Consider the following 18,045-nt stretch of genomic DNA (forward strand, 5'->3'; position numbering starts at 1 on the left):
CCTCAGCCGCTGAGCGGGTGCGAGCCGGCGTGCGAGTCGCGCCGGCCGATCGCGCGGGCGAAGGCGCGCAGCGTCTCGCCGGAGGAGTGTCGCGGCTCCCAGCCGAGCTGCTCGTGGGCGGCGTCCGTCGACATGACGGGGACCTTGGCGGCGATGTCGAGCCAACCAGGCTCCGTCGGCTGCAGGCGCAGCAGCCACGTCACGAGCGCCGCGGCGCGCATCACGCGGTAGGGCACGGGCAGCAGCCGCGTGCCGAACGCCTCGGCCACCATCTGCGGGTCGACGATCGGCTCGGCCGCGAGGTTGAAGGCCCCGCCCACCCGGCGGTCGATCGCGCGCCAGAAGGCGTCGGCGACGTCCTCGGCGTGCACGACCTGCGACACGAAGCGCGGCGCGAGGGGGAGGAACGGGAGGCGGTGGTGCTGCATCCACCGGGTCGGGACCCAGCGGCCGAGGAACAGGCCGACGATCTCGCTCGCGGCGGCAGGCTGGAACACGAGGCCGGGACGCATCCGCGTCAGGACGACGTCGGGGTGCGTCGCGGCCCACGCGTCCATCAGTCGTTCGTTGACCGCCTTGTGCTTCGAGTAGCTCGACCGGCGGACGCCCTTGGTCTTGTAGGACTCCGACACGCGACGCGACTTCGGGCCGCGGCTGTAGGCGCCGACGGACGACGCGACGAGCACGTGCGGCACCCCGGCCAGGGCGACGGCGTCGAGCACGTGGCGGGTCCCGACGACGTTGGTGCGCCACATCGCGTCGCGGTCGTGGCTCGGCTGCAGCGCCCAGCCGAGGTGCACGACGGCGTCGGCGCCGACGAAGGCGCGGGCGAGCCGGTCGGGCGAGGCGGCGTCGCCGACGTCGAGGGTGAACCACTGGACGTCGCCGTACGGCGGCGAGGCCGTGCGGGGCGCACGGCGGGCGACGCCGACCAGCTCGGTGACGTCGGCTTCGGACTGGAGCCGCGTCAACAGGGCCGTGCCCAGGTTGCCGGTGGCTCCGACGACGACCACGCGCATGCTGCGGTCTCCCTCGCATAGCTCTCGGACAGGTGTCGACGCCCCGGCCCGCCCACGCGGACCCGGCGTCTCCTCGACCCTACGCGGCGCGCCTGGGCCGGCGCCGGGCGAGCGGCGTCGAGTGGTCACGTACGGTCGCACCCGCGCCCGGGGCGGACCGTTCGTGACCACTCGAGCCGTCCCGGCGGTCAGGAGAGGGAACGCGAGGGGTCAGGCGGGGGCCGGGGCGCCGGCGGCCGCGGCGATCGCGCGCACCGCCTCCTCGTCGAGGACGAACACCTCGTCGCCGTCGCGCTCGTCGTGCACCCGCACGGGCGTCGAGCGCACCGAGCCGTCGGGGAGCAGGTCGACGACGAGGAACCCCGACCCGCGCACGGCCCGCTCCGTGCCGTGCGGCGCGCAGACGTCGGTCTCGTTCGCGACGGCCGAGGCCACGAGCACGGGCACCCCCGCCAGGGAGCCGACGACGTGCCGGTGGTAGTGGCCGGCGAGGACGACGCGGACGTCCGTTCCCTCGAGGGCCGCGGCCAGCGCCTCCGGGGCCTGCAGCGCCAGCGACCGGTGCAGCGTGGTGGGCGCCGGGAGCGGGGGGTGGTGCAGCACGACCACGCTGCCTCGCGGGGCCGGCTCGGCGAGCAGGCCGCGGAGGCGGTCGAGCTGCCCCGGCCGCAGCAGGCCGTAGCCGGCCCGCGGCACCGAGGTGTCGAGGGTGACGACGCGCCAGCCGTCGACGAGCGAGACGCCGTCGACGGGGTGCGCGGCGTCGGGCCGGGCGCCGCCGGGCTGCGCGCCGCCGGGCTGCGCGCCGTGCGCGAGGTGGCCGTCGCCGAGCACCTCCGTGAAGCCGGCGCGCAGGTCGTGGTTGCCGGGCACGAGGACGACGTCGACCTGCTCGTCCCGGCTCGTGGCCCAGGCCTCGAGCCGGTCACGCAGCAGGGCGTAGGAGGAGGTGCTCCCGTCGTCCGACAGGTCGCCCGAGCCGACGAGCAGCCGGACGCCGTCGACCCGGGCCGCCTCGGCGAGGACACGGTCGAGGGCGGCGAGCGTGTCCACGGACCCCTGGTGCAGGCTCCCGTCGCCGCTCAGGTGGGAGTCGCTCAGGTGGACGACGCGCAGGGCTCCGGGCGGAAGGGCGAACATGCGCCGACCCTACTGACTGGTCGAGGGCGGGTGTTCGTGCTCGAGGGCGGGTCGCGCGGGACCCGCCCTCGGCGCCGGATGCCCGCCCTCGGCGTGCGGGCGTGCGGGCGTGCGGGCGTGCGGGCGTGCGGGCGTGCGGGCGCGCGGCACGCGAGCGGTCGGCGCGACTACTAGGCCAGGAACTGCTCGACGGGCCCGAGGCGCGCGTCGAGCTTGGCGCCGAGCTCGGCGAACATGGCGGTGACCGCGTCCCACTGCTCGTGCGAGGGGTTCTGCGGCTCGACGTAGAGGCCGTAGAAGCGGCGGCCGAGCGCGAGGGTCTCGAGCAGCACGGTCTCGGTGTCGTCGAGGAACTGCGTGCCGTCCTTGTTCAGGTCGGAGGGGGAGACGTTCAGGCCGGTCAGGGTGCGGAAGCCGCCCGCCGTAAGCGCCTTGGCGGTCGCCGACCGCGAGAGCCGCGGCAGTCGTTCCCGCCCGCCGCGCGGGTCGCCGTGGATCGTGCTCGCCTCGAGGCGGGCCCGGACGTGCGCGAACACGAGCTCCGGCTCGAGCACGGGGTGGGTGCCCGGGGGCGGAGGGGTGGACATGTGCCCACTGTGACAGGGCGGGCGGCGCGCGGTCACGCCCAGTTCGGGGCCGACCCGGTCAGGGGTGGTGGCGCCTCCTCGACGCTGGCATCATGCCGGGAGGCAGCGCGGTCGCCGGCCCTCGCCGCCGTCGAGACGCGCCGGCGACGAACGAGGGAGCACCGATGTCCGTCCAGCTCACGCCCTATCTCGCCTTCCGCACCCAGGCTCGCGAGGCGCTCGACTTCTACGCCTCGGTGTTCGGCGGCGTCCCCACCTACAGCAGCTACTCCGAGTTCGGAATGGGCGGCGACGGCGAGGGCGACAAGGTGATGCACGGGCAGCTCGAGACCCCGCACGGCCTCCTGCTCATGGCGGCGGACCGGCCGGACTCGTTCCCGCTCGAGAGCGAGAACGCGATCTCGCTCTCGCTCTTCGGCGGCTCCGAGGACGAGGACAGGCTCACCGGCTGGTTCGCCGCGCTCGCCGAGGGCGGCGCCGTGCACGAGCCGCTCGCGAAGGCGCCGTGGGGCGACAGCTTCGGCCAGCTCGACGACCGGTTCGGCATCCACTGGATGGTCAACATCGGCGGCACGGCCGCCTGAGGGTCGGCGATGATGGACGGATGGACGACTCCGCACGCTGCCCCTGCCTGAGCGGCGAGACCTACGGGGCGTGCTGCGGGCCCCTGCACGCGCACGTCGTGCCGGCTCCCACCGCTGAGCGGCTGATGCGCTCGCGGTACTCGGCGTTCGCCGTGGGCGACGTCAGCTGGCTGCTCGAGACGTGGCACCCGTCGACCCGTCCGGACGAGCTGGAGCTCGACCCTGCGGCGCGGTGGTTCCGGCTCGACGTGCTCCGGGCCGAGCGCGGCGGGCCGCTCGACGACCAGGGCGTGGTCGAGTTCGCGGCGCACCGTCGGGTCGACGGGGACGCCGAGGTGCAGCGCGAGGTCAGCCGGTTCGTGCGCGACCGGTCGCGCCGGTGGCTCTACGTCGACGGCGTGCCCGGGTAGCCGGCGGGTCGCCGTCGCCCGCGGCGGGCGGGTTCGGCGTGCGGCGGGTTCCCGTCGCCCGCGGCGGGTGGGCGCTGACCCGCCGGGAGCTACGGGAACCCGCCGACTCTGCAGAACAGTCTGGGCGGGGCCCGCGGTGCGAGGTCTGGACTAGGGCTGCGGGGTGCCCTGCGGGTGCGCGCCGGGGTCGAGCTGCCCGCCCGTCGACGCACGGCCGAGGGCGTGGGCGAGCTCGGCGAACGCCTCCTGCGAGCGGGCCGCCCCGAGCGCCCCGCCCTTCACGAGGCCGGTGCCGAGGTCGCGGCTGAGGCGCACGACGAGGCGGTCGGAGTCGTCGACGAAGTACTGGAGCCAGAGCACGACGTGGAACGCCTTGCCGGCGAAGACCCCCAGGAACAGCGTCCTGGTGAGGTCGCCGCGCACGGCCTTGGTGCTGCCGTTCGGCATCTGCTCGAGCCGGAACCCCTGCGCCTGGGCCACGTGGTCGACGAGCCTGCGCGAGTCGTCGTGCGGGCCCGTGAAGAAGTAGTCGTAGCTGCTGTCGGCCATGCGTCCCCCGTGTCGATCCCCCGGCGCCCGAGCGGGCCCCGAGCCACAACTTAGCGCCACCCGTCGTGCTCGGCCGCGTCCGCGCACGGCGACGCACCGCAGGCCCTGATCCGGTCTGCGGTGCGCCGCCGTGCGGAGCTGTCGCTGTCGCTGTCGCTGTCGCCTTCGCTGTCGCTGTCGCTGTCGCTGTCGCTGTCGCCTTCGCTGTCGCTGTCGCGTCGTCGCTCAGGCGCGTGCCCGGCGGCGAGCCGCGAGCAGCAGTCCGAGCCCGGCGAGCAGGGCCAGCAGGCCGGCCGCGAGGCCGCCCGTCGACTCGCTGCCGGTGAACGCGAGGGCCGAGGTGTCGGCCGCCGCGGTGACGGGCTGACCAGCCGAGGAGGCGGTCGAGACGAACACGGTGCGTCCCGCCGTCGAGGCGGTCACTACTCCGGTGCCGGAGTCGGTCGTCACGACGACCTCGCCGCCGCCGGTCGTCGGGACGTCGCCGTCATCCTCGGTCGTCGGGGTGGTGGGGTCCGACGGGTCGAAGGGGACGGCGGGCGTCACGGGGACCACCGGGGTGCCGGGGTCCGTCGGGTCGACCGGGGTGCCGGGGTCGACGGGCGTGGTGCCGGTGGTGCCCGTCGGGTCGGTGCTGCTGTCGCCGACGACGGTGACGGCGTTGCCGCCGAGGTCGATCGGGACCGTGATGACGGGGATGATCTGGGTGCCGCCGGCGATGCCGTCGTCGCCCGAGGTGCTGCCGCCGGTGCCGGTGCCGATGCCGGGCGTGGTGCTGGTGCCCGTTCCGGTGGTGGTGCCGGTGCTGCTGCTGTCGCCGATGACGCTGACGGCGTTGCCGCCGGCGGTGACCGGAGCGGTCACGACGGGGATGATCTGGGTGCCGCCGGCGATGCCGTCGTCGCCCGAGGTGGTGCCGCTGGTCTCGGTGCCCGTGGCGGGCGTGGTGCTGGTGCCCGTTCCGGTGGTGGTGCCGGTGCTGCTGCTGTCGCCGATGACGCTGACGGCGTTGCCGCCGGCGGTGACCGGTGCCGTGATCACGGGGATGACCTGGGTGCCGCCGAGGACGCTGTCGTCGCCGGTGGTCGAGCCGCCGGTGCCGGCGCCGGGCGTGGTGCCCATGCCGGTGGCGGGCGTCGTGCTGGTGCCCGTGCCGGTGGAGGCGCTGTCGCCGATGATGCTGACGGCGTTGCCGCCGACCGCGACGGGAGCGGTCACGACGGGGATGATCTGGGTGCCGCCGGCGATGCCGTCGTCGCCTGAGGTGCTGCCCGTCGAGCCTGCTCCGGACGAGCCCGAGCCCGCCGAGGGCGTCGTGCCGATGGCCGGCGTGGTGCCGGTCGCGCTGCTGTCGCCGAGGACGCTGACCGCGTTGCCGCCGATCGTGACCGGCACCGAGACGCCGGGGACGATCTGCGTGCCGCCCAGGACGGAGTCCTCACCGCCGGTCGTCGCTCCGGCAGTCGCCGGGGTCGACGTGCTCGGGCTCGTCGTCGCCGGCGCGCCGGCGCCCGTGCTGGAGCTGTCGCCGAGGAGCGACAGCCCGTTGCCCGAGATCGTCACCGGCAGGGCGACGTCGACGAGTGCCTGGGTGCCGCCGCCGACCGAGTCGCTGCCGGAGGTGGTCGCCGCGGGGGTCTCGACCGGTGCGGTCGGAGCCGGAGAAGCAGGAGCCGGCGCGGCCGGAGCCGTGCTGGCCGTGTCGCCGACGACCGAGATCGCGTTGTCGGTGATCGTGATCGGCACGTCGACCGAGACGATGCCCTGCGTGCCCGAGAGCAGGCCCGAGTCGCCGCTGGTCGTCGTGACCGGGGCAGGCGCGGGAGCAGGAGCCGGTGCCGGCGCAGGAGCCGGTGCCGGGGCAGGAGCCGGTGCCGGGGCAGGTGCCGGCGCAGGAGCGGGTGCTGCTGCGGGAGCAGGGGCCGCAGGGGCCGTCGCGGCGCTGTCGCCGACGACCGAGATCGCGTTGCCGAGCGCCGACACGGGGGCGTCGACGACGGCCCCGATCTGGGTGCCCGAGAGCAGCCCGTCGTCCCCGGTGGTGGCAGGTGCCGCGTTCGCGGCGGTGGTTCCGAGGGCCCAGAGGCCTCCGACGAAGAGCGCTCCGGTGAGCCCTCTCGAGACGTACTTGTTCATGACGAACTCCAAGACTGAGATGAGGTGTGGTGCCGCGGTCTCGCGGCGTGGTCGCGTGTGTCGTCCACAGGCAGGTGCCTGCTGCCGGGCCGGCTGCGGGTGCAGCAGGGCCCTGACGACGCGACCGACCTCAGTCGGGGGAGCTGTCGGTGTCGTACGTGGGCGTCGACGGGAGATCGTCGTCGCCGTCCGCGGAGCTCGCCGAGACGGCGAGACCGGGGAGCGAGGAGGGGCGGGCCGCGTCGCTGACGACGGCTCCCGCCGAGCCGGCACCTGCGCCGGCCGAGCCGGAGCCGGTCGACCCGGTGCTGCCCGAGGGCAGGCCCGGGAGGCCGTCGTCGTCGAGGGGCGAGCGGTCGTCGCCGGGCAGGGGAGAGAGGGGAGCCAGGGTGCCCGCGCCTGCGGGGAGACCGGCAGCGGCAGCGGACCCCTGGGCCGCGATGCGGTCACGCAGGATGCTGGCGGGGTCAGCTGCGACCACGTCGGCGGCGGCGCTCGTCGCCTCGTCGGCCAGGGCCGCGGCGGCCGCGTCGTCGCCGGCCGCGATGCCGGAGGCAGGGGTCGAGGGGAGCACGCCGCTGATCGACGCACCGGGCGTGCCGGGCAGGTCGGGCAGGGGAGTCGTCACGGGCGGGACCGGCACGCCGGGCAGGCCCGGAGCAGGTGCCGCGGCCGCGTCGCCCGTGATGCCGAGCGCCGTGTCCACGAGGCCGGTGACGGGGGCCGTGACGGTCGAGACCGGTGCCTGGCCGACGACGGCGGGGACGACGGGAGTGGCGGCGACGACCGTGTCGACGACCTGCGCGACCGGGGCCACGACGCTCGAGACGGGCGCTGCGGCGGCCACGTGCTGCACGGCCTGCGGCACCACGGGCGCCACCGCCTGGACGACCTGCTGCACCGGGGGAGCGACCGCGGTGGCCTGGGTGGCGACCTGCGTGACCGTCGACACCGCGCCTCCTGCGGTCGTCCCGACGGCGGCGACGGGAGCGTCGAGCGCCTGCGCGACGCCCCCGACCGCGGACGCGACGCCGCCGAGCAGCGACGAGTCGGCCTGGGGAGCGGCCGGTGCCGCCGACGCGGACGTCGACGAGAAGAACAAGCTCAGCACGACTGTCGCGAGAGCGACGAGGCCGGAGACCACGAGGAGGCGCACGAAGGAGAGAGCGGCCGGTCGCCGCATCGTCCCCTCGGCCGTCTGATCCACGGCACACCTTCTTCGGTCGCTGAGCTGCTGCCGGGGTGGTTGGGCCCGGCCGACGGGGGTGGTTGCCCCCGCTGTGCCCCTTTTCTACGCCGGTGTGCCGCAGATGTCCACGAAGATCCCTCATTTGTACCCCTGGACGCGCCTGGGGATCTCCTGTGGAGGAGCCACGACGTCGGGCAACCGCCGTCGCAGCCGAGAGACGACAGCAGCGCCCGGGATCAGGCGAGCGGCAGCCTGAGCTCCAGCTCGCGGCTCGCGGGGTCGAGCACGTACGGCACGGTGACGCCGGTCGGCTCGAAGCCCCGACGGCGGTAGTAGGCGACCGCGCGCGCGTTGTCCTCGTGGACGTGGAGCGTCAGCGCCGAGCCCTCGGTGCGCGCCCACTCGACCACCGTGTCGAGCAGGGCGTCGGCGACCCCCGCCTCCTTGCCTCGGCGGCTCGGCCGCACGTAGACGCCGACGAGCATCGGGCTGCCGGGCGCGTCGAGGTAGCCGCCCATCGTGCCGAGCCACTCGCCGGTCTCGTCGTCGATCGCCGCCACCATCACGCTGTGCGGCGCCTGCCCACGCGCGCCGCGCGAGCGCCACTCGGCCTCGCCGTGCGTCAGCCCGGCGGCGAGGGTCTCGCCGTAGGCCATCGGGGTGTCCCCGAGCATCTCGAGCCGCAGGTCGCGCACCTGCTGCCAGTCGTCGGCGGTCGTGCGGCGGATCGTGACGGTGCTCGGGACGCGCGGGCTCATGCGCCCAGCGTGCCACGCGCTGCGCGCTCGGCTGTTCGCCAGGCCGCGCGCCGCCTGCTCGCCGGCGTGTGTCTCGCACCGCACCGGGTCTCGTGCACTGCACCGCGTCCAGACCCGGTGCAGTGCACGAAACCCGGTGCAGTGCCTGCGGCGCGGCGCGGCGCGGCGGCGACCTCAGCGCGAAACGCGTCCGACGGGCACGGTGCCCTCGGGCGCGGCGAGCCGCTGCACCTCGCGCGCGGGCGAGATCAGCGTCGCGCGTCGGCCGAGCGCGTCGGGCTCGGCGGCCGCCCCGAGCACCTGCATCCGCTCGGGACGCTGCGCCCGCATCGACGCGGTCCACGCGCAGACGAGGGCGTCGAGCAGGTCCTCGCGGTGCTTGTACGGCCGGTCGACGAGCGGCGACGGCTCGTCGACGAGGAGGCGCGACACCGGGTGCGAGAGCAGCCGCAGCGGCGGGTCCGCCGAGTCGAGGGCGGCCAGGCGCGAGATCAGGTCGTCGCAGGCGACCGCGCGTGCGCCGCGCCGCTCCTCCGCGGCGACGGTCGTGTCGGGACGTTTGTAGCGCGGCCGGCGGTCGTCGTAGCCGAGCTCAGGGGCGCCGACGAGCGTCGTGTACGGGTAGCACTCGAAGTACGAGACGGCGTCGGCCGGCAAGGGCACGACCCCGTCGTCGTACACGGCCCCGGCATCGGCGAGGCGCTCGCCGAGGGTGCGACCGCCGAGCCAGGGCAAGGAGGCGCTGGAGGCGTTCGCCGACACGTGCCACCGCCCGTAGGCGCGGCCGACGAGCCGTTCGCTCGGCCGCATGCCGGTCGCGTTCGGCACCAGCACAGGCGCGTCGATCGCCACGTGCGACCCCGGGGTGGCCCAGCGCAGCACCCACTCGGTCACCTCGTCGACGCCGCGGGCCCAGCCGGCGTCGAGCACGCTGCCGTCGGCGGCGATCACCGCCAGGCCCGTCTCGTTCGCGGGCTTCGTCGGGGTGGAGTCGCGCCAGGCGAGGTCGACGCCGAGGTAGCGCGGGGCATCGGCGGAGCGGTGCTCGGCAGCACCGTGCTCGTCGGCGCGCTGCCCGGCAGCCCCGCCCCCGACAACCCCGGCTGCGGCGTCACCGCACTCGACAGCCCCGGCTGCGGCGTCGGTCACGAGCGGCGGTCGAGCTTCCAGCCGACCCAGGCGGTCACGAGCACGACCCCGGCCGCGGCGAGGCGGGCACCGGTCAGGACGCCGCTGCCGGTCGAGGTCGTCACGCTCATGTCGCTGCCGATCCCGATGCCCCAGACGAGGCCCGAGATCGTGAGGCAGGCGACGAGCGCGAGCCCCAGCAGGCCGGAGGTGAGGGCGAACGCCTTCGGGCCGACCGCGTCGACGGCGGCGGGGCTGCGCAGCCGGCCGCGGGCCCTGCCGGCGAGGCGCGATGCGGTGAAGCGGACGGCGGCGAGCCAGAAGAGGGCGACGGCGCAGGCGCCGACGATGTCGCTCGAGCGGTGCCAGCCGTAGGCGACGGTCTGCTCGGCGACGATCGCGGCGAAGGCGGTGCCGATCAGGAACACGAGGGGGCGCACGTGGCGTCCGAACGCCGTCATCACGGCGAAGAGCGCGGCGACGGCGATCGTCGTGTGACCGCTCGGGAAGCTGTTGCCGTACAGCTCGCCGGTGAGGTCGGGGCGCGGCACGAGCTGCTTGAGCACCTGGGTCGTCACCGTCGCGCCGATGATGAGCACGCCTGACTGCAGGGCGGCTCCGGGCCGGCGTCGGAGGAACGCGACCAGCATCGTCAGGCCGACGAGCAGCATGAGCGCTGCGGGCGAGATCGCGTCGAGCGCGGAGCCGGAACCGAGGAGGCGGTCGTCGTCGACCGAGCTGAGGATGCTGTCCTCGACGGACTGGCCCGTCTCGGTGAGCACGGCCATGACGTACACGCCGCCGAACGCGACGACGGAGGCGCCCGCCGCCACGATCCACCGGGCCGACCCGTGTCGCCGGACGGCGCTCGAGGTCGGGAGAACGCGGGCTGCAGTCACTTCCCCATAGAACAGCACCCCTCCTGGACGCCGCCTCACACCCGCCTGGTGATGCGTCGAGAAGGCTGCAGACTCACAGGGAGCGGTCGGCCCGGCGCAGCTCGGCCCGGAGCACGCGGACGCGACGGAGGCGGTGCAGGCTCGCGAACGGGGAGACGACGGTCACCAGCCCGAAGAAGACGAGGCTGGCCCAGGGGATCCAGGTCGGGAGGGGCGCGTCGTCCGGTGTGGGCGGGAGGAGGAGCAGGAATGCGCTGAGCCCCGCGAACAGGGCGAACTCGAGGGTGAGGAGCCAGGTGCCGCGCCGCGCCCACGCCTCCTGCCGGGCGAGGATCGGATCCCAGGTCGACACGTCGGCGCCGTCGGGGACGCGGCCGGTCTTCACGGCGCGGGCGATCCGGACGGCCTGGTCCGCACCTCCCTGCTGTGACCAGCTCCAGGCGATCAGCAACGTCATGGTGACGCTGAACGACAGCCCCGACATCAGGCCCGTGGCGACGGCGGCGGCGGCGACCACCCCGACCGGGACGTCCGTGAGGGGCGCGACCGCGGCCACGACGGCGGCCATCGACCCGCCGAAGACCACGGTCATCGCGAGGAAGACCCAGAGCAACGTGCGGCGTCGTGGCGCCTCGAGCACGTGCTCCGTCATCCAGCCCCGCTGCTCGTCCATCCGTCGACCCTGGCACGGTCGGACACGCGAGCGGTCCGCGGGCACGCTCGCTCACCCGTCGGCCCACCTGGTCGGTCGCCCGTGCTCTCGCTCGAGTCCGCGTCCTGGATCTCCGCCTGGGAGGCGCGGAGGTCGCCAGAGCATGATCGACGCACATCAGCCGACACGGTCGGCTCGACACGAGGAGGCGCTCGATGAGCACCACGAACAGCAACGAGCCGCAGCAGGGCGGGGTCACCGACGAGACCGCCGAGTTCGGCGACCGCTCGCAGGTCCCCGTCGCGGGCAGCACCGAGAACCACGGCGAGGTGGAGCAGCCCGTCTCTCCCGGCACCGACGACGAACCCGACCACGTGACGGGGCGCGAGGCCACGGGCGACGTACTCGACCGCACCGGATCGGTCGACTCGTCCGACGTCGACGCCCTGCTCGGGCGCCGCGAGGACCGTGACGACGACCACGAGGGCCCGCGCGCGCCGTAGCTCGCGATGGCACCTCGAGTTGCCGGTTCGCGTGCCTGTGGCTCACGCTCGAGGCCGCGAATCGGCAACTCGTCGCTCGCCGTCACCGTGACAGGACGAGGAGGCGCCCTCGATTCGCGAGGACGCCCTCGGTCGTGTAGTGTTTCCCCGGCCATTCGGCCGAGGAAACGCGCCTGTAGCTCAACGGATAGAGCATCTGACTACGGATCAGAAGGTTGGGGGTTCGAGTCCCTCCAGGCGCACAGAACACACGAGAAAGCCTGGCCGAGAGCCAGGCTTTCTTCGTTTCTCGAGGCGTCGTGGCCGTTGGCGGAGAGTCAGCGGCGGGTCGCGCCGATGGCCCAGACCCGCGGCGGCTGGGCCCCGTTGACAGCGTGGTCGCCGACGATGCGTGCCTTGAACACCCACGGGTTGTGGCTGCCGGCCGTGCGGGCGTTGCGCCAGTGCCGGTCCAGGTTCTTCGTGGTGCTCACGCCGGATGCAGCCAGCGCGTCGAACAGGTGCGAGGTCGCCTGTGTCGCGAGCGACGTCAGTGCGACCTGTGCCTGCGCCGTGGCGAGTTCGGCCTGGTCGTTCCGCCGCTCGTCTTCGACCTCGTCCAGGAAGGCGCCCTCGTAGGCGCCCTGGAGAGCCTGCGCGGCGCGGTCGACGATCGCTCGGGCGGCGAACCCGGCGGCTGAGACCTCGCCGACGACCTGGAGGATCTGCGGGTCAGCAGCGAACGTGTCGGCGTTGCCGTGCGAGAACACCCGGGTGCGGTTCCTGACCTCGAACGCGATCTCCCTCTCGGCCGCCACGACGGAGCCGGCGAGGACGCTCAGCAGCACGGCCTGGTAGAAGGCCGTCTGGTACTTGAAGCGCTCGTCGAAGAGCACGACGTCGTCGGCGCCGACACGAGCGTCCCGGAAGGTGCTGGTGCCCGAGCCTGTCGTCCGCTGCCCGAACCCGTCCCAGTCGTCGGTGTGGGCGACGCCTTCCTGGCGGCCGTCGACGATCGCGATGACCCGGTCACCGGTGTCGGTGCGTTCGGCGTACGTGTCGATCCAGTCGGCGAAGATGCTGCCGGTGGAGTAGTACTTCTGCCCGGTGATGCGGAATCCGCCGTCCTGGTCGGGGCTGACCTTCGTCGCGACGTCGCCGACCTGCACCGTGCCCACTTCGGTCCAGGAGTTCCCGGCGATCTCGCCGCGGCCGAACCGTTCGAGCCAGACGTCGCGCTGTCCGGACCGGGCGACGAGGCGGTCCTCGACGAGGGCGAAGTGGCCGCGCAGGGCCTGGGGGATGTTGCTGTCCGCCGCCGCGAGCTCGGTGAGCAGCTGGAACAGCTGCGGGAGGGTGGCGCCGGAGCCCCCGAACTCGACGGGGACACGGAGGGCTCCGAAGCCCGCGTCGGCGAGCTCGCGGATCTCGGCCACGGGGAGGCGGTGCTCACGGTCTCGTTCCGCGGCGCCGGCAGCGATGCGGTCGAAGAGAGGGCGGAAACGCGCGGACAGGGCCTCGTCCGTGGGTGCCGCGGTGGTGACGGATGTGGTGGTCGTCGTGGTCATTGGTCTCGGTTCCGTTCTGGTGGGTCAGGCTGCGGCAGGGGCAGGCGTGTGTTCCGGCTGGGGACGTGTGGCGGCTCGGCGGGTGAGCAGGGCGGCGCCGCCGAACACCCCGACGAGCGACAGGAGTGCAGCCGTCGTGGCGACCGAGCCGGTCGGCCAGTGCCCGGTGAGGCCGAGGAGCGCGGGGACCGTGGTGGTCACCTGGCTCGCGAGGACGAGGGCCCACCCGGTGTAGGTGCCGATGACCGATCGGCCGAGGGCGAGCAGGACGAAGAACAGCGCCCAGAGCGCCGCCCATCCCGTCCAGAGCACGGCGAGGAAAGGGTCGTCCGCGACGTGGACGATCGCGAAGGCGACGGCGAGAGCGGCGACCAGGCCGCAGAACCAGCCCAGGCCCACGGCGCCGAGGCCGAGGAGGGAGTCCATGCCGACGTAGAGGTAGGTGACGCCGAACAAGAAGGTGCCCGAGATGCCGAAGAGGGCAGGCAGGGAACCATCGGCCGACACGGCCACGGCCACGCAGAGGACGAGCTGCAGACCGCCGATCAGGACGTTGAACACGCCGCTGTCCCGGCCGGGCACGCGCCCGAGCAGGGTGAGGCCGTTGACCAAGAGGGCGGCCCCGGAGAGGACCAGACAGATGAGCGCCATGCGGCGACCTTGGCACCGTCCACCCCGCCGCCGGTGCCTTGTGTCCGATGAAGTCCGTTCACTACGCCCTGTGACTGCCCTGCTCTGCATCAGGGTCACGTGAGCTCACGTCCCTTCACGGCTCGACCCAGAGGTGAGCAAGGCCCCCGGTACAATGAAACGGCGCCATCGAACGACGTCCACGCCGGCGCAGATGACGCCGAGCTGCGTTGCGAAGCGTGCAGGACGGAGTGTGGGTGAGCGTCAGAGGCGGCGGTGAGCGGCTGGGTCTTCGCGAGGTCGCCGAGCGTGCCGGGGTCTCGCACATGACCGTGTCCCGCGTGCTCAACGGTCATCCGCAGGTGAAGGAGTCGACGCGTCGACGTGTGCTCGAGGTCGTCGCCGAGCTCGACTTCCGGCCCAACAGCGCTGCGCGCGAGCTCGTCACCCAGCGGGCGCTCCGGATCGGCGTGCTGATCGAGAGCGCCGTCGAGTTCGGTCCGTCGAGCATCTTGCGGGCCATCGAGCGATCGGCGCGTGACGGCGGGTACTCCGTGGCGTCGTTCGCGCTCCGCGACGACTCGGCGACTCCCGAGGAGGCCGTCCGCCACCTCACGGGCCAGGGCATCGACGCACTCTGCGTGGTCGCTCCGCGCTCGTCGTCCGTGGCTGTGCTCCGGACCATCACGACGGGGCTGCCGACCTTGGTCGTGAAGGCTGAGAAGGACCCGGCCTTCCTCACGGTCTCGGTCGACCAGGCTGCGGGCACGAAACTGGCCGTCGATCACCTCGCGTCGCTCGGTCACCGCGACGTCCTCCACCTCTCAGGGCCCCTCGACTGGTTCGACGCGCGCGCTCGCGAGCGTGCCTTCCACACCCGCACCCGGGCCTGGGGCATGCACGAGAGGCCCATCGTGATCGGCGACTGGTCGAGCGACTTCGGCTACGACTTCGCACGCGGGCTCGCCAGCGTCCCCGAGTACACCGCCGTGTTCGTGGCGAACGACGAGATGGCGCTCGGGGTGATCCACGGTCTCCACGACCGCGGCATCCGCGTGCCTGAGGACCTCAGCGTCGTCGGCTTCGACGACCTTCCCGTCTCGCGCCACTTCCTCCCTCCGCTCACGACCGTGCGGCAGGACTTCCCGGCGCTGGGGTCGCTCGTGGTGGACGTGCTCATCGCAGCGATCGAGGGCCGCGAGATCCCGCAGAACAGCCGGATCCCTGCCGAGCTCGTGGTGCGTGACTCCAGCGCGGCGGCGCGCCCGGTCGACTGAGACGGGCCTCTGAGGGAGTCCTGCTCGTCGTCGTTCGCCCGCGGGCATGCCGACAGCTACAGTCGTGCACGTCGGGCACCGCCCGGCGCGAGGCCACGTAGGCCTCCGACCCGAGGAGCACCACGTGCGTCACGTACGGGCATCGACGACGATGCACCCCATCGGCCCTCAGGCCGCGGGCCCGACCTGGTCCGGTCACGGCGAGCGGTGGGACGGACCTGCCTGCCCCACGGTGCAGATGCGGGGGATCACCGTCGCTTTCTCGAACGGCGTCGCGCTCGACAGGGTCGACCTCGACCTCCACTCGGGTGAGGTGCACGCTCTCCTCGGCGAGAACGGAGCGGGGAAGTCCACGCTCATCAAGGCGCTGCTCGGCGTGTACCCGATCGACGCAGGGGAGGTCCTCGTGGACGGCGAGCCCGTCCGTCTCGGCGGTCCGGCTGACGCGCGGGCCCTCGGCATCCAGGCCGCGTTCCAGGAGTCGCACCTGGTCGAGAACCTGAGCGTCGGCGAGAACGTGATGCTCGGCCACGAGGTGCACGGTCGCGTCGGCATCTCCTGGCGGGCGACGCATGAACGCGCCGCCACGATGCTCGCCGAGCTCGGACTTGCCGAGCTGGACCCACGAGCCCTGCTGGCGGACCTCACTCCCGCCAGCCGTCAGCTCGTCTCCATCGCCCGCGCCATGGTCGATCGACCACGGGTGCTCGTGCTGGACGAGCCCACGTCGAGCCTCGATGCCGTGGACGTCGCGCAGCTCTTCGAGGTGATCCGCCGCCTCCGCGACCAGGGCGTCGCGATCCTCTTCGTCTCGCACTTCCTCGAGCAGGTGCTGGCGCTCAGCGACCGGATGACCATCCTCCGCGGCGGCGTGAAGAAGGGCGACTACCTGCCTCACGAGATCGGCCGGGCCGAGCTGGTCGCGCGGATGATCGGCAAGGACGTCGCGCACCTGCAGCGGATCGGCTCGGAGCGTCGGGCTCATCGCGTGGATCCGGTCGGCCCGCCGCTGTACCGGGCCACCGGAGTCGGACGCCGCGGCATGTTGCGGCCCGTCGACTTCGAGCTGCACGCGGGCGAGGTCGTGGGCATCGCAGGGCTTCGTGGCTCAGGCCGGACCGAGCTCGCCCGCCTGCTGGCCGGCGCCGACCGAGCTGACGGCGGCGTGGTCACGCTCGGCGGGCGTTCCGTCGTGATCGACCGCCCCTCGGATGCACTGCGGAACCGGGTGGCGCTGTCTGCAGAGGACCGAGGGTCGGAGGGGCTCATCGACGAGCTCAGCGTGCGGGAGAACATCGTCCTCGCCTTGCAAGCCCTGCGGGGCTGGGCGCACCCGCTCTCCAGGGCCGAGCGCGAGGACCTCGTCGAGCGGCACATCGAGCACTTCGGGATCACGCCGGTCGACCCGGCGACACCCGCCGGCGCGCTCTCCGGCGGCAACCAACAGAAGGTGCTGCTCGCCCGCTGGCTGGCGATCCGACCGCGCGTGCTCATCCTCGACGAGCCGACCCGCGGCGTCGACATCGGTGCCAAGGTCGACATCCAGGCGCACATCGCACAGCTCGCGCTCGACGGCGTGGCCGTCGTGTTCATCTCGAGCGCGTTCGACGAACTCGTGCGGGTGAGCGACCGGATCGTCGTCCTCAAGGACCGGGAGAAGATCGGGGAGCTGAGCAACGGGCCCGGCGTCACGGTCGACACTCTCGTCGAGCTCATCGCCGCACCCGACGACGAAGGCGACGACGAGGACGACTTCCCCCTGCCCCGGCCGGACGTGTCCCTCCCGCGTCCGACGCCCTGACTGCGCCTCGCCGGACGTGCGCTGGCCACGGGCGCGCGGAGGTTCCTCAGAACTCTTGTCTTCGCGAGACTGTTACCGGTAACATTCCCAGCACGCGGAAGCATCCGAGCCCCCCGCGGCACGACCGGCCCATGGCCACGAGCGGACGCAGACGTCCGGTCATCTCAAGGAGGAGATCCATGTCCACGAAGAGGCACATCGCCACAATCGCCGCCGTAGGGGCCATCGCCCTCAGCCTGGCGGCCTGCAGCTCCGGCACCGGTTCGACCGACGGCGGTGACGAACTGGCCACGATCGGCTTCGTCGCGGTCGGCCCCGAGGGCGCCTGGCGCCAGGCCAACGAGTCGAACATCCAGGACACCTTCACGAAGGACGCCGGGTTCGACCTCAAGTACGCCCCTGCCACCAACAACGACCAGAAGTCGCAGATCGACGCCTTCACGTCGTTCGTGGACGAGGGCGTCGACGTGATCCTGCTCTCGGCCACCGAAGGCTCCGGCTGGGAGGACTCGCTCAAGCGGGCACAGGAGGCCGAGATCCCCGTGGTCCTCATCGACCGCGGCATCGAGCCGGACGACACCTCGCTCTACGCGACACGGATCGCCCCCGACAACATCGCCGTCAGCGAGTCGGTCGCCGAGTGGGCCAAGACCGCTCTCCCCGAGGGCGGCAACTACTTCACGCTCGAGGGCCCAGCCGGCGTCTCGGTCGTGAACGAGCGCAACGAAGGCTGGGACGAGGTGATCGGTGCCGAGAGCTCGTTCACGAAGATCGGCGCGCAGACCGCCAACTGGTCGACCGAGGAGGCCAAGAGCGTCTTCGAGACCGTGCTGAAGTCGAACGGCAACGACGTGCAGCTCGTCTTCGCGCAGAACGACGAGATGGGCCTCGGCGCCGTCCAGGCCGTCGAGGAGGCGGGCCTCACGCCCGGCGTGGACGTCAAGATCGCCACGATCGACGGAACGAAGAGCGCACTCGAGGCGCTGGCCGACAGCAAGCTCAGCTTCGTCGCCGAGTACAACCCGCTGTTCGGCGACACGGCCCTCGAGGCAGTGCAGAAGCTGCTCGACGGCGACACCGTCGAGTCGTCGATCGTCGTCGAGTCGGCCACGTTCGACTCGCCCGAGGCGGCCGCCACGGCACTGCCCGACCGGAAGTTCTGACCAGTCCGCACGGCCACATCCGGCGGCGAGGCGGACCTGACCGCCTCGCCGCCCCCGTCACCCCGTCCGCTGC

18 protein-coding genes and 1 tRNA gene are annotated in these 18,045 nt (G+C 73.2%); 7 read left to right on the plus strand and 12 right to left on the minus strand.

What is annotated here, in order from left to right; translation table 11 throughout:
* Window positions 1-2 precede the first annotated feature (2 nt).
* The 3 genes from ACZZ97_RS01040 to ACZZ97_RS01050 all read right to left on the minus strand — a co-directional run bounded on the left by ACZZ97_RS01040 (window position 3) and on the right by ACZZ97_RS01050 (window position 2,746).
* On the minus strand, window positions 3-1,019 hold the full coding sequence (locus ACZZ97_RS01040; protein WP_463471967.1) for an NAD-dependent epimerase/dehydratase family protein: 1,017 nt from the start codon (window positions 1,017-1,019) through the stop codon (window positions 3-5).
* A gap of 210 nt (window positions 1,020-1,229) precedes the next feature.
* Complete coding sequence (locus tag ACZZ97_RS01045) at window positions 1,230-2,159, minus strand: metallophosphoesterase family protein (RefSeq protein WP_463471968.1); 930 nt, start codon at window positions 2,157-2,159, stop codon at window positions 1,230-1,232.
* A gap of 170 nt (window positions 2,160-2,329) precedes the next feature.
* Window positions 2,330-2,746 carry a hypothetical protein gene (locus ACZZ97_RS01050; RefSeq protein ID WP_463471969.1) on the minus strand — a complete coding sequence of 139 codons (417 nt, stop codon included), beginning with the start codon at window positions 2,744-2,746 and terminating at the stop codon, window positions 2,330-2,332.
* Between the two features lie 164 nt (window positions 2,747-2,910).
* Here ACZZ97_RS01050 and ACZZ97_RS01055 point away from each other — a divergent pair, with 164 nt between their 5' ends.
* Both ACZZ97_RS01055 and ACZZ97_RS01060 read left to right on the plus strand, forming a co-directional pair.
* On the plus strand, window positions 2,911-3,330 hold the full coding sequence (locus ACZZ97_RS01055; RefSeq protein WP_463471970.1) for a VOC family protein: 420 nt from the start codon (window positions 2,911-2,913) through the stop codon (window positions 3,328-3,330).
* A gap of 20 nt (window positions 3,331-3,350) precedes the next feature.
* A complete protein-coding gene (locus ACZZ97_RS01060) occupies window positions 3,351-3,740 on the plus strand; it encodes a YchJ family protein (RefSeq protein ID WP_463471971.1) in 390 nt (129 codons plus the stop codon).
* Window positions 3,741-3,890: 150 nt separating this feature from the next.
* On the opposite strand, the gene ACZZ97_RS01065 is transcribed toward ACZZ97_RS01060, so the two are convergent.
* The 7 genes from ACZZ97_RS01065 to ACZZ97_RS01095 all read right to left on the minus strand — a co-directional run bounded on the left by ACZZ97_RS01065 (window position 3,891) and on the right by ACZZ97_RS01095 (window position 11,072).
* Complete coding sequence (locus ACZZ97_RS01065; RefSeq protein ID WP_463471972.1) at window positions 3,891-4,289, minus strand: hypothetical protein; 399 nt, start codon at window positions 4,287-4,289, stop codon at window positions 3,891-3,893.
* A gap of 225 nt (window positions 4,290-4,514) precedes the next feature.
* A complete protein-coding gene (locus ACZZ97_RS01070; RefSeq protein WP_463471973.1) occupies window positions 4,515-6,425 on the minus strand; it encodes a hypothetical protein in 1,911 nt (636 codons plus the stop codon).
* A 130-nt stretch (window positions 6,426-6,555) separates the two neighbouring features.
* Window positions 6,556-7,632 (minus strand): hypothetical protein, encoded by a 1,077-nt coding sequence (locus ACZZ97_RS01075; RefSeq protein ID WP_463471974.1) that lies wholly within the window; start codon window positions 7,630-7,632, stop codon window positions 6,556-6,558.
* A 218-nt stretch (window positions 7,633-7,850) separates the two neighbouring features.
* Complete coding sequence (locus ACZZ97_RS01080) at window positions 7,851-8,372, minus strand: GNAT family N-acetyltransferase (protein WP_463471975.1); 522 nt, start codon at window positions 8,370-8,372, stop codon at window positions 7,851-7,853.
* A 174-nt stretch (window positions 8,373-8,546) separates the two neighbouring features.
* The gene (locus ACZZ97_RS01085) at window positions 8,547-9,521 is read right to left on the minus strand and encodes a DUF429 domain-containing protein (RefSeq protein WP_463471976.1); all 975 of its coding nucleotides are present in this window, start codon (window positions 9,519-9,521) and stop codon (window positions 8,547-8,549) included.
* A complete protein-coding gene (locus tag ACZZ97_RS01090) occupies window positions 9,518-10,399 on the minus strand; it encodes a phosphatase PAP2 family protein (RefSeq protein WP_133738986.1) in 882 nt (293 codons plus the stop codon). Before ACZZ97_RS01090 ends, ACZZ97_RS01085 begins: the two co-directional genes overlap by 4 nt.
* A 73-nt stretch (window positions 10,400-10,472) precedes the next feature.
* Window positions 10,473-11,072 carry a hypothetical protein gene (locus ACZZ97_RS01095; RefSeq protein WP_463471977.1) on the minus strand — a complete coding sequence of 200 codons (600 nt, stop codon included), beginning with the start codon at window positions 11,070-11,072 and terminating at the stop codon, window positions 10,473-10,475.
* Window positions 11,073-11,266: 194 nt separating this feature from the next.
* Here ACZZ97_RS01095 and ACZZ97_RS01100 point away from each other — a divergent pair, with 194 nt between their 5' ends.
* Together ACZZ97_RS01100 and ACZZ97_RS01105 are read left to right on the plus strand one after the other, a co-directional pair.
* Window positions 11,267-11,554: a hypothetical protein gene (locus ACZZ97_RS01100; protein ID WP_463471978.1), complete on the plus strand. Its 288-nt coding sequence runs from the start codon at window positions 11,267-11,269 to the stop codon at window positions 11,552-11,554.
* Between the two features lie 169 nt (window positions 11,555-11,723).
* Window positions 11,724-11,796 (plus strand) — tRNA-Arg (locus ACZZ97_RS01105).
* A gap of 75 nt (window positions 11,797-11,871) precedes the next feature.
* Here the strand turns inward: ACZZ97_RS01105 and ACZZ97_RS01110 are convergent.
* Window positions 11,872-13,101, minus strand: a complete 1,230-nt coding sequence (locus ACZZ97_RS01110; RefSeq protein WP_463471979.1) for an acyl-CoA dehydrogenase family protein — start codon at window positions 13,099-13,101, stop codon at window positions 11,872-11,874.
* A 24-nt stretch (window positions 13,102-13,125) separates the two neighbouring features.
* Window positions 13,126-13,752 (minus strand): AmiS/UreI family transporter, encoded by a 627-nt coding sequence (locus tag ACZZ97_RS01115; protein ID WP_463471980.1) that lies wholly within the window; start codon window positions 13,750-13,752, stop codon window positions 13,126-13,128.
* Between the two features lie 236 nt (window positions 13,753-13,988).
* On the opposite strand from ACZZ97_RS01115, the gene ACZZ97_RS01120 reads away from it, so the two are divergent.
* The 3 genes from ACZZ97_RS01120 (at window position 13,989) to ACZZ97_RS01130 (ending at window position 17,972) form a co-directional block, all read left to right on the plus strand.
* Window positions 13,989-15,008 carry a LacI family DNA-binding transcriptional regulator gene (locus tag ACZZ97_RS01120; protein ID WP_314101061.1) on the plus strand — a complete coding sequence of 340 codons (1,020 nt, stop codon included), beginning with the start codon at window positions 13,989-13,991 and terminating at the stop codon, window positions 15,006-15,008.
* A gap of 124 nt (window positions 15,009-15,132) precedes the next feature.
* Window positions 15,133-16,809: a sugar ABC transporter ATP-binding protein gene (locus tag ACZZ97_RS01125; RefSeq protein ID WP_463471981.1), complete on the plus strand. Its 1,677-nt coding sequence runs from the start codon at window positions 15,133-15,135 to the stop codon at window positions 16,807-16,809.
* 179 nt (window positions 16,810-16,988) lie between these two features.
* Complete coding sequence (locus tag ACZZ97_RS01130) at window positions 16,989-17,972, plus strand: ABC transporter substrate-binding protein (RefSeq protein WP_314101065.1); 984 nt, start codon at window positions 16,989-16,991, stop codon at window positions 17,970-17,972.
* Window positions 17,973-18,045: the final 73 nt, after the last annotated feature.

This window comes from Frigoribacterium sp. AC512, from assembly GCF_979258295.1.

Bases quoted from the DNA above. Each gene is read 5' to 3' on its own strand.
- ACZZ97_RS01045 (WP_463471968.1), bottom strand. From the start codon at position 2,159: ATGTTCGCCCTTCCGCCCGGAGCCCTGCGCGTCGTCCACCTGAGCGAC.
- ACZZ97_RS01100 (WP_463471978.1), top strand. From the start codon at position 11,267: ATGAGCACCACGAACAGCAACGAGCCGCAGCAGGGCGGGGTCACCGAC.
- ACZZ97_RS01060 (WP_463471971.1), top strand. From the start codon at position 3,351: ATGGACGACTCCGCACGCTGCCCCTGCCTGAGCGGCGAGACCTACGGG.
- ACZZ97_RS01115 (WP_463471980.1), bottom strand. From the start codon at position 13,752: ATGGCGCTCATCTGTCTGGTCCTCTCCGGGGCCGCCCTCTTGGTCAAC.
- ACZZ97_RS01095 (WP_463471977.1), bottom strand. From the start codon at position 11,072: ATGGACGAGCAGCGGGGCTGGATGACGGAGCACGTGCTCGAGGCGCCA.
- ACZZ97_RS01050 (WP_463471969.1), bottom strand. From the start codon at position 2,746: ATGTCCACCCCTCCGCCCCCGGGCACCCACCCCGTGCTCGAGCCGGAG.
- ACZZ97_RS01130 (WP_314101065.1), top strand. From the start codon at position 16,989: ATGTCCACGAAGAGGCACATCGCCACAATCGCCGCCGTAGGGGCCATC.
- ACZZ97_RS01070 (WP_463471973.1), bottom strand. From the start codon at position 6,425: ATGAACAAGTACGTCTCGAGAGGGCTCACCGGAGCGCTCTTCGTCGGA.
- ACZZ97_RS01065 (WP_463471972.1), bottom strand. From the start codon at position 4,289: ATGGCCGACAGCAGCTACGACTACTTCTTCACGGGCCCGCACGACGAC.
- ACZZ97_RS01040 (WP_463471967.1), bottom strand. From the start codon at position 1,019: ATGCGCGTGGTCGTCGTCGGAGCCACCGGCAACCTGGGCACGGCCCTG.
- ACZZ97_RS01080 (WP_463471975.1), bottom strand. From the start codon at position 8,372: ATGAGCCCGCGCGTCCCGAGCACCGTCACGATCCGCCGCACGACCGCC.
- ACZZ97_RS01110 (WP_463471979.1), bottom strand. From the start codon at position 13,101: ATGACCACGACGACCACCACATCCGTCACCACCGCGGCACCCACGGAC.
- ACZZ97_RS01055 (WP_463471970.1), top strand. From the start codon at position 2,911: ATGTCCGTCCAGCTCACGCCCTATCTCGCCTTCCGCACCCAGGCTCGC.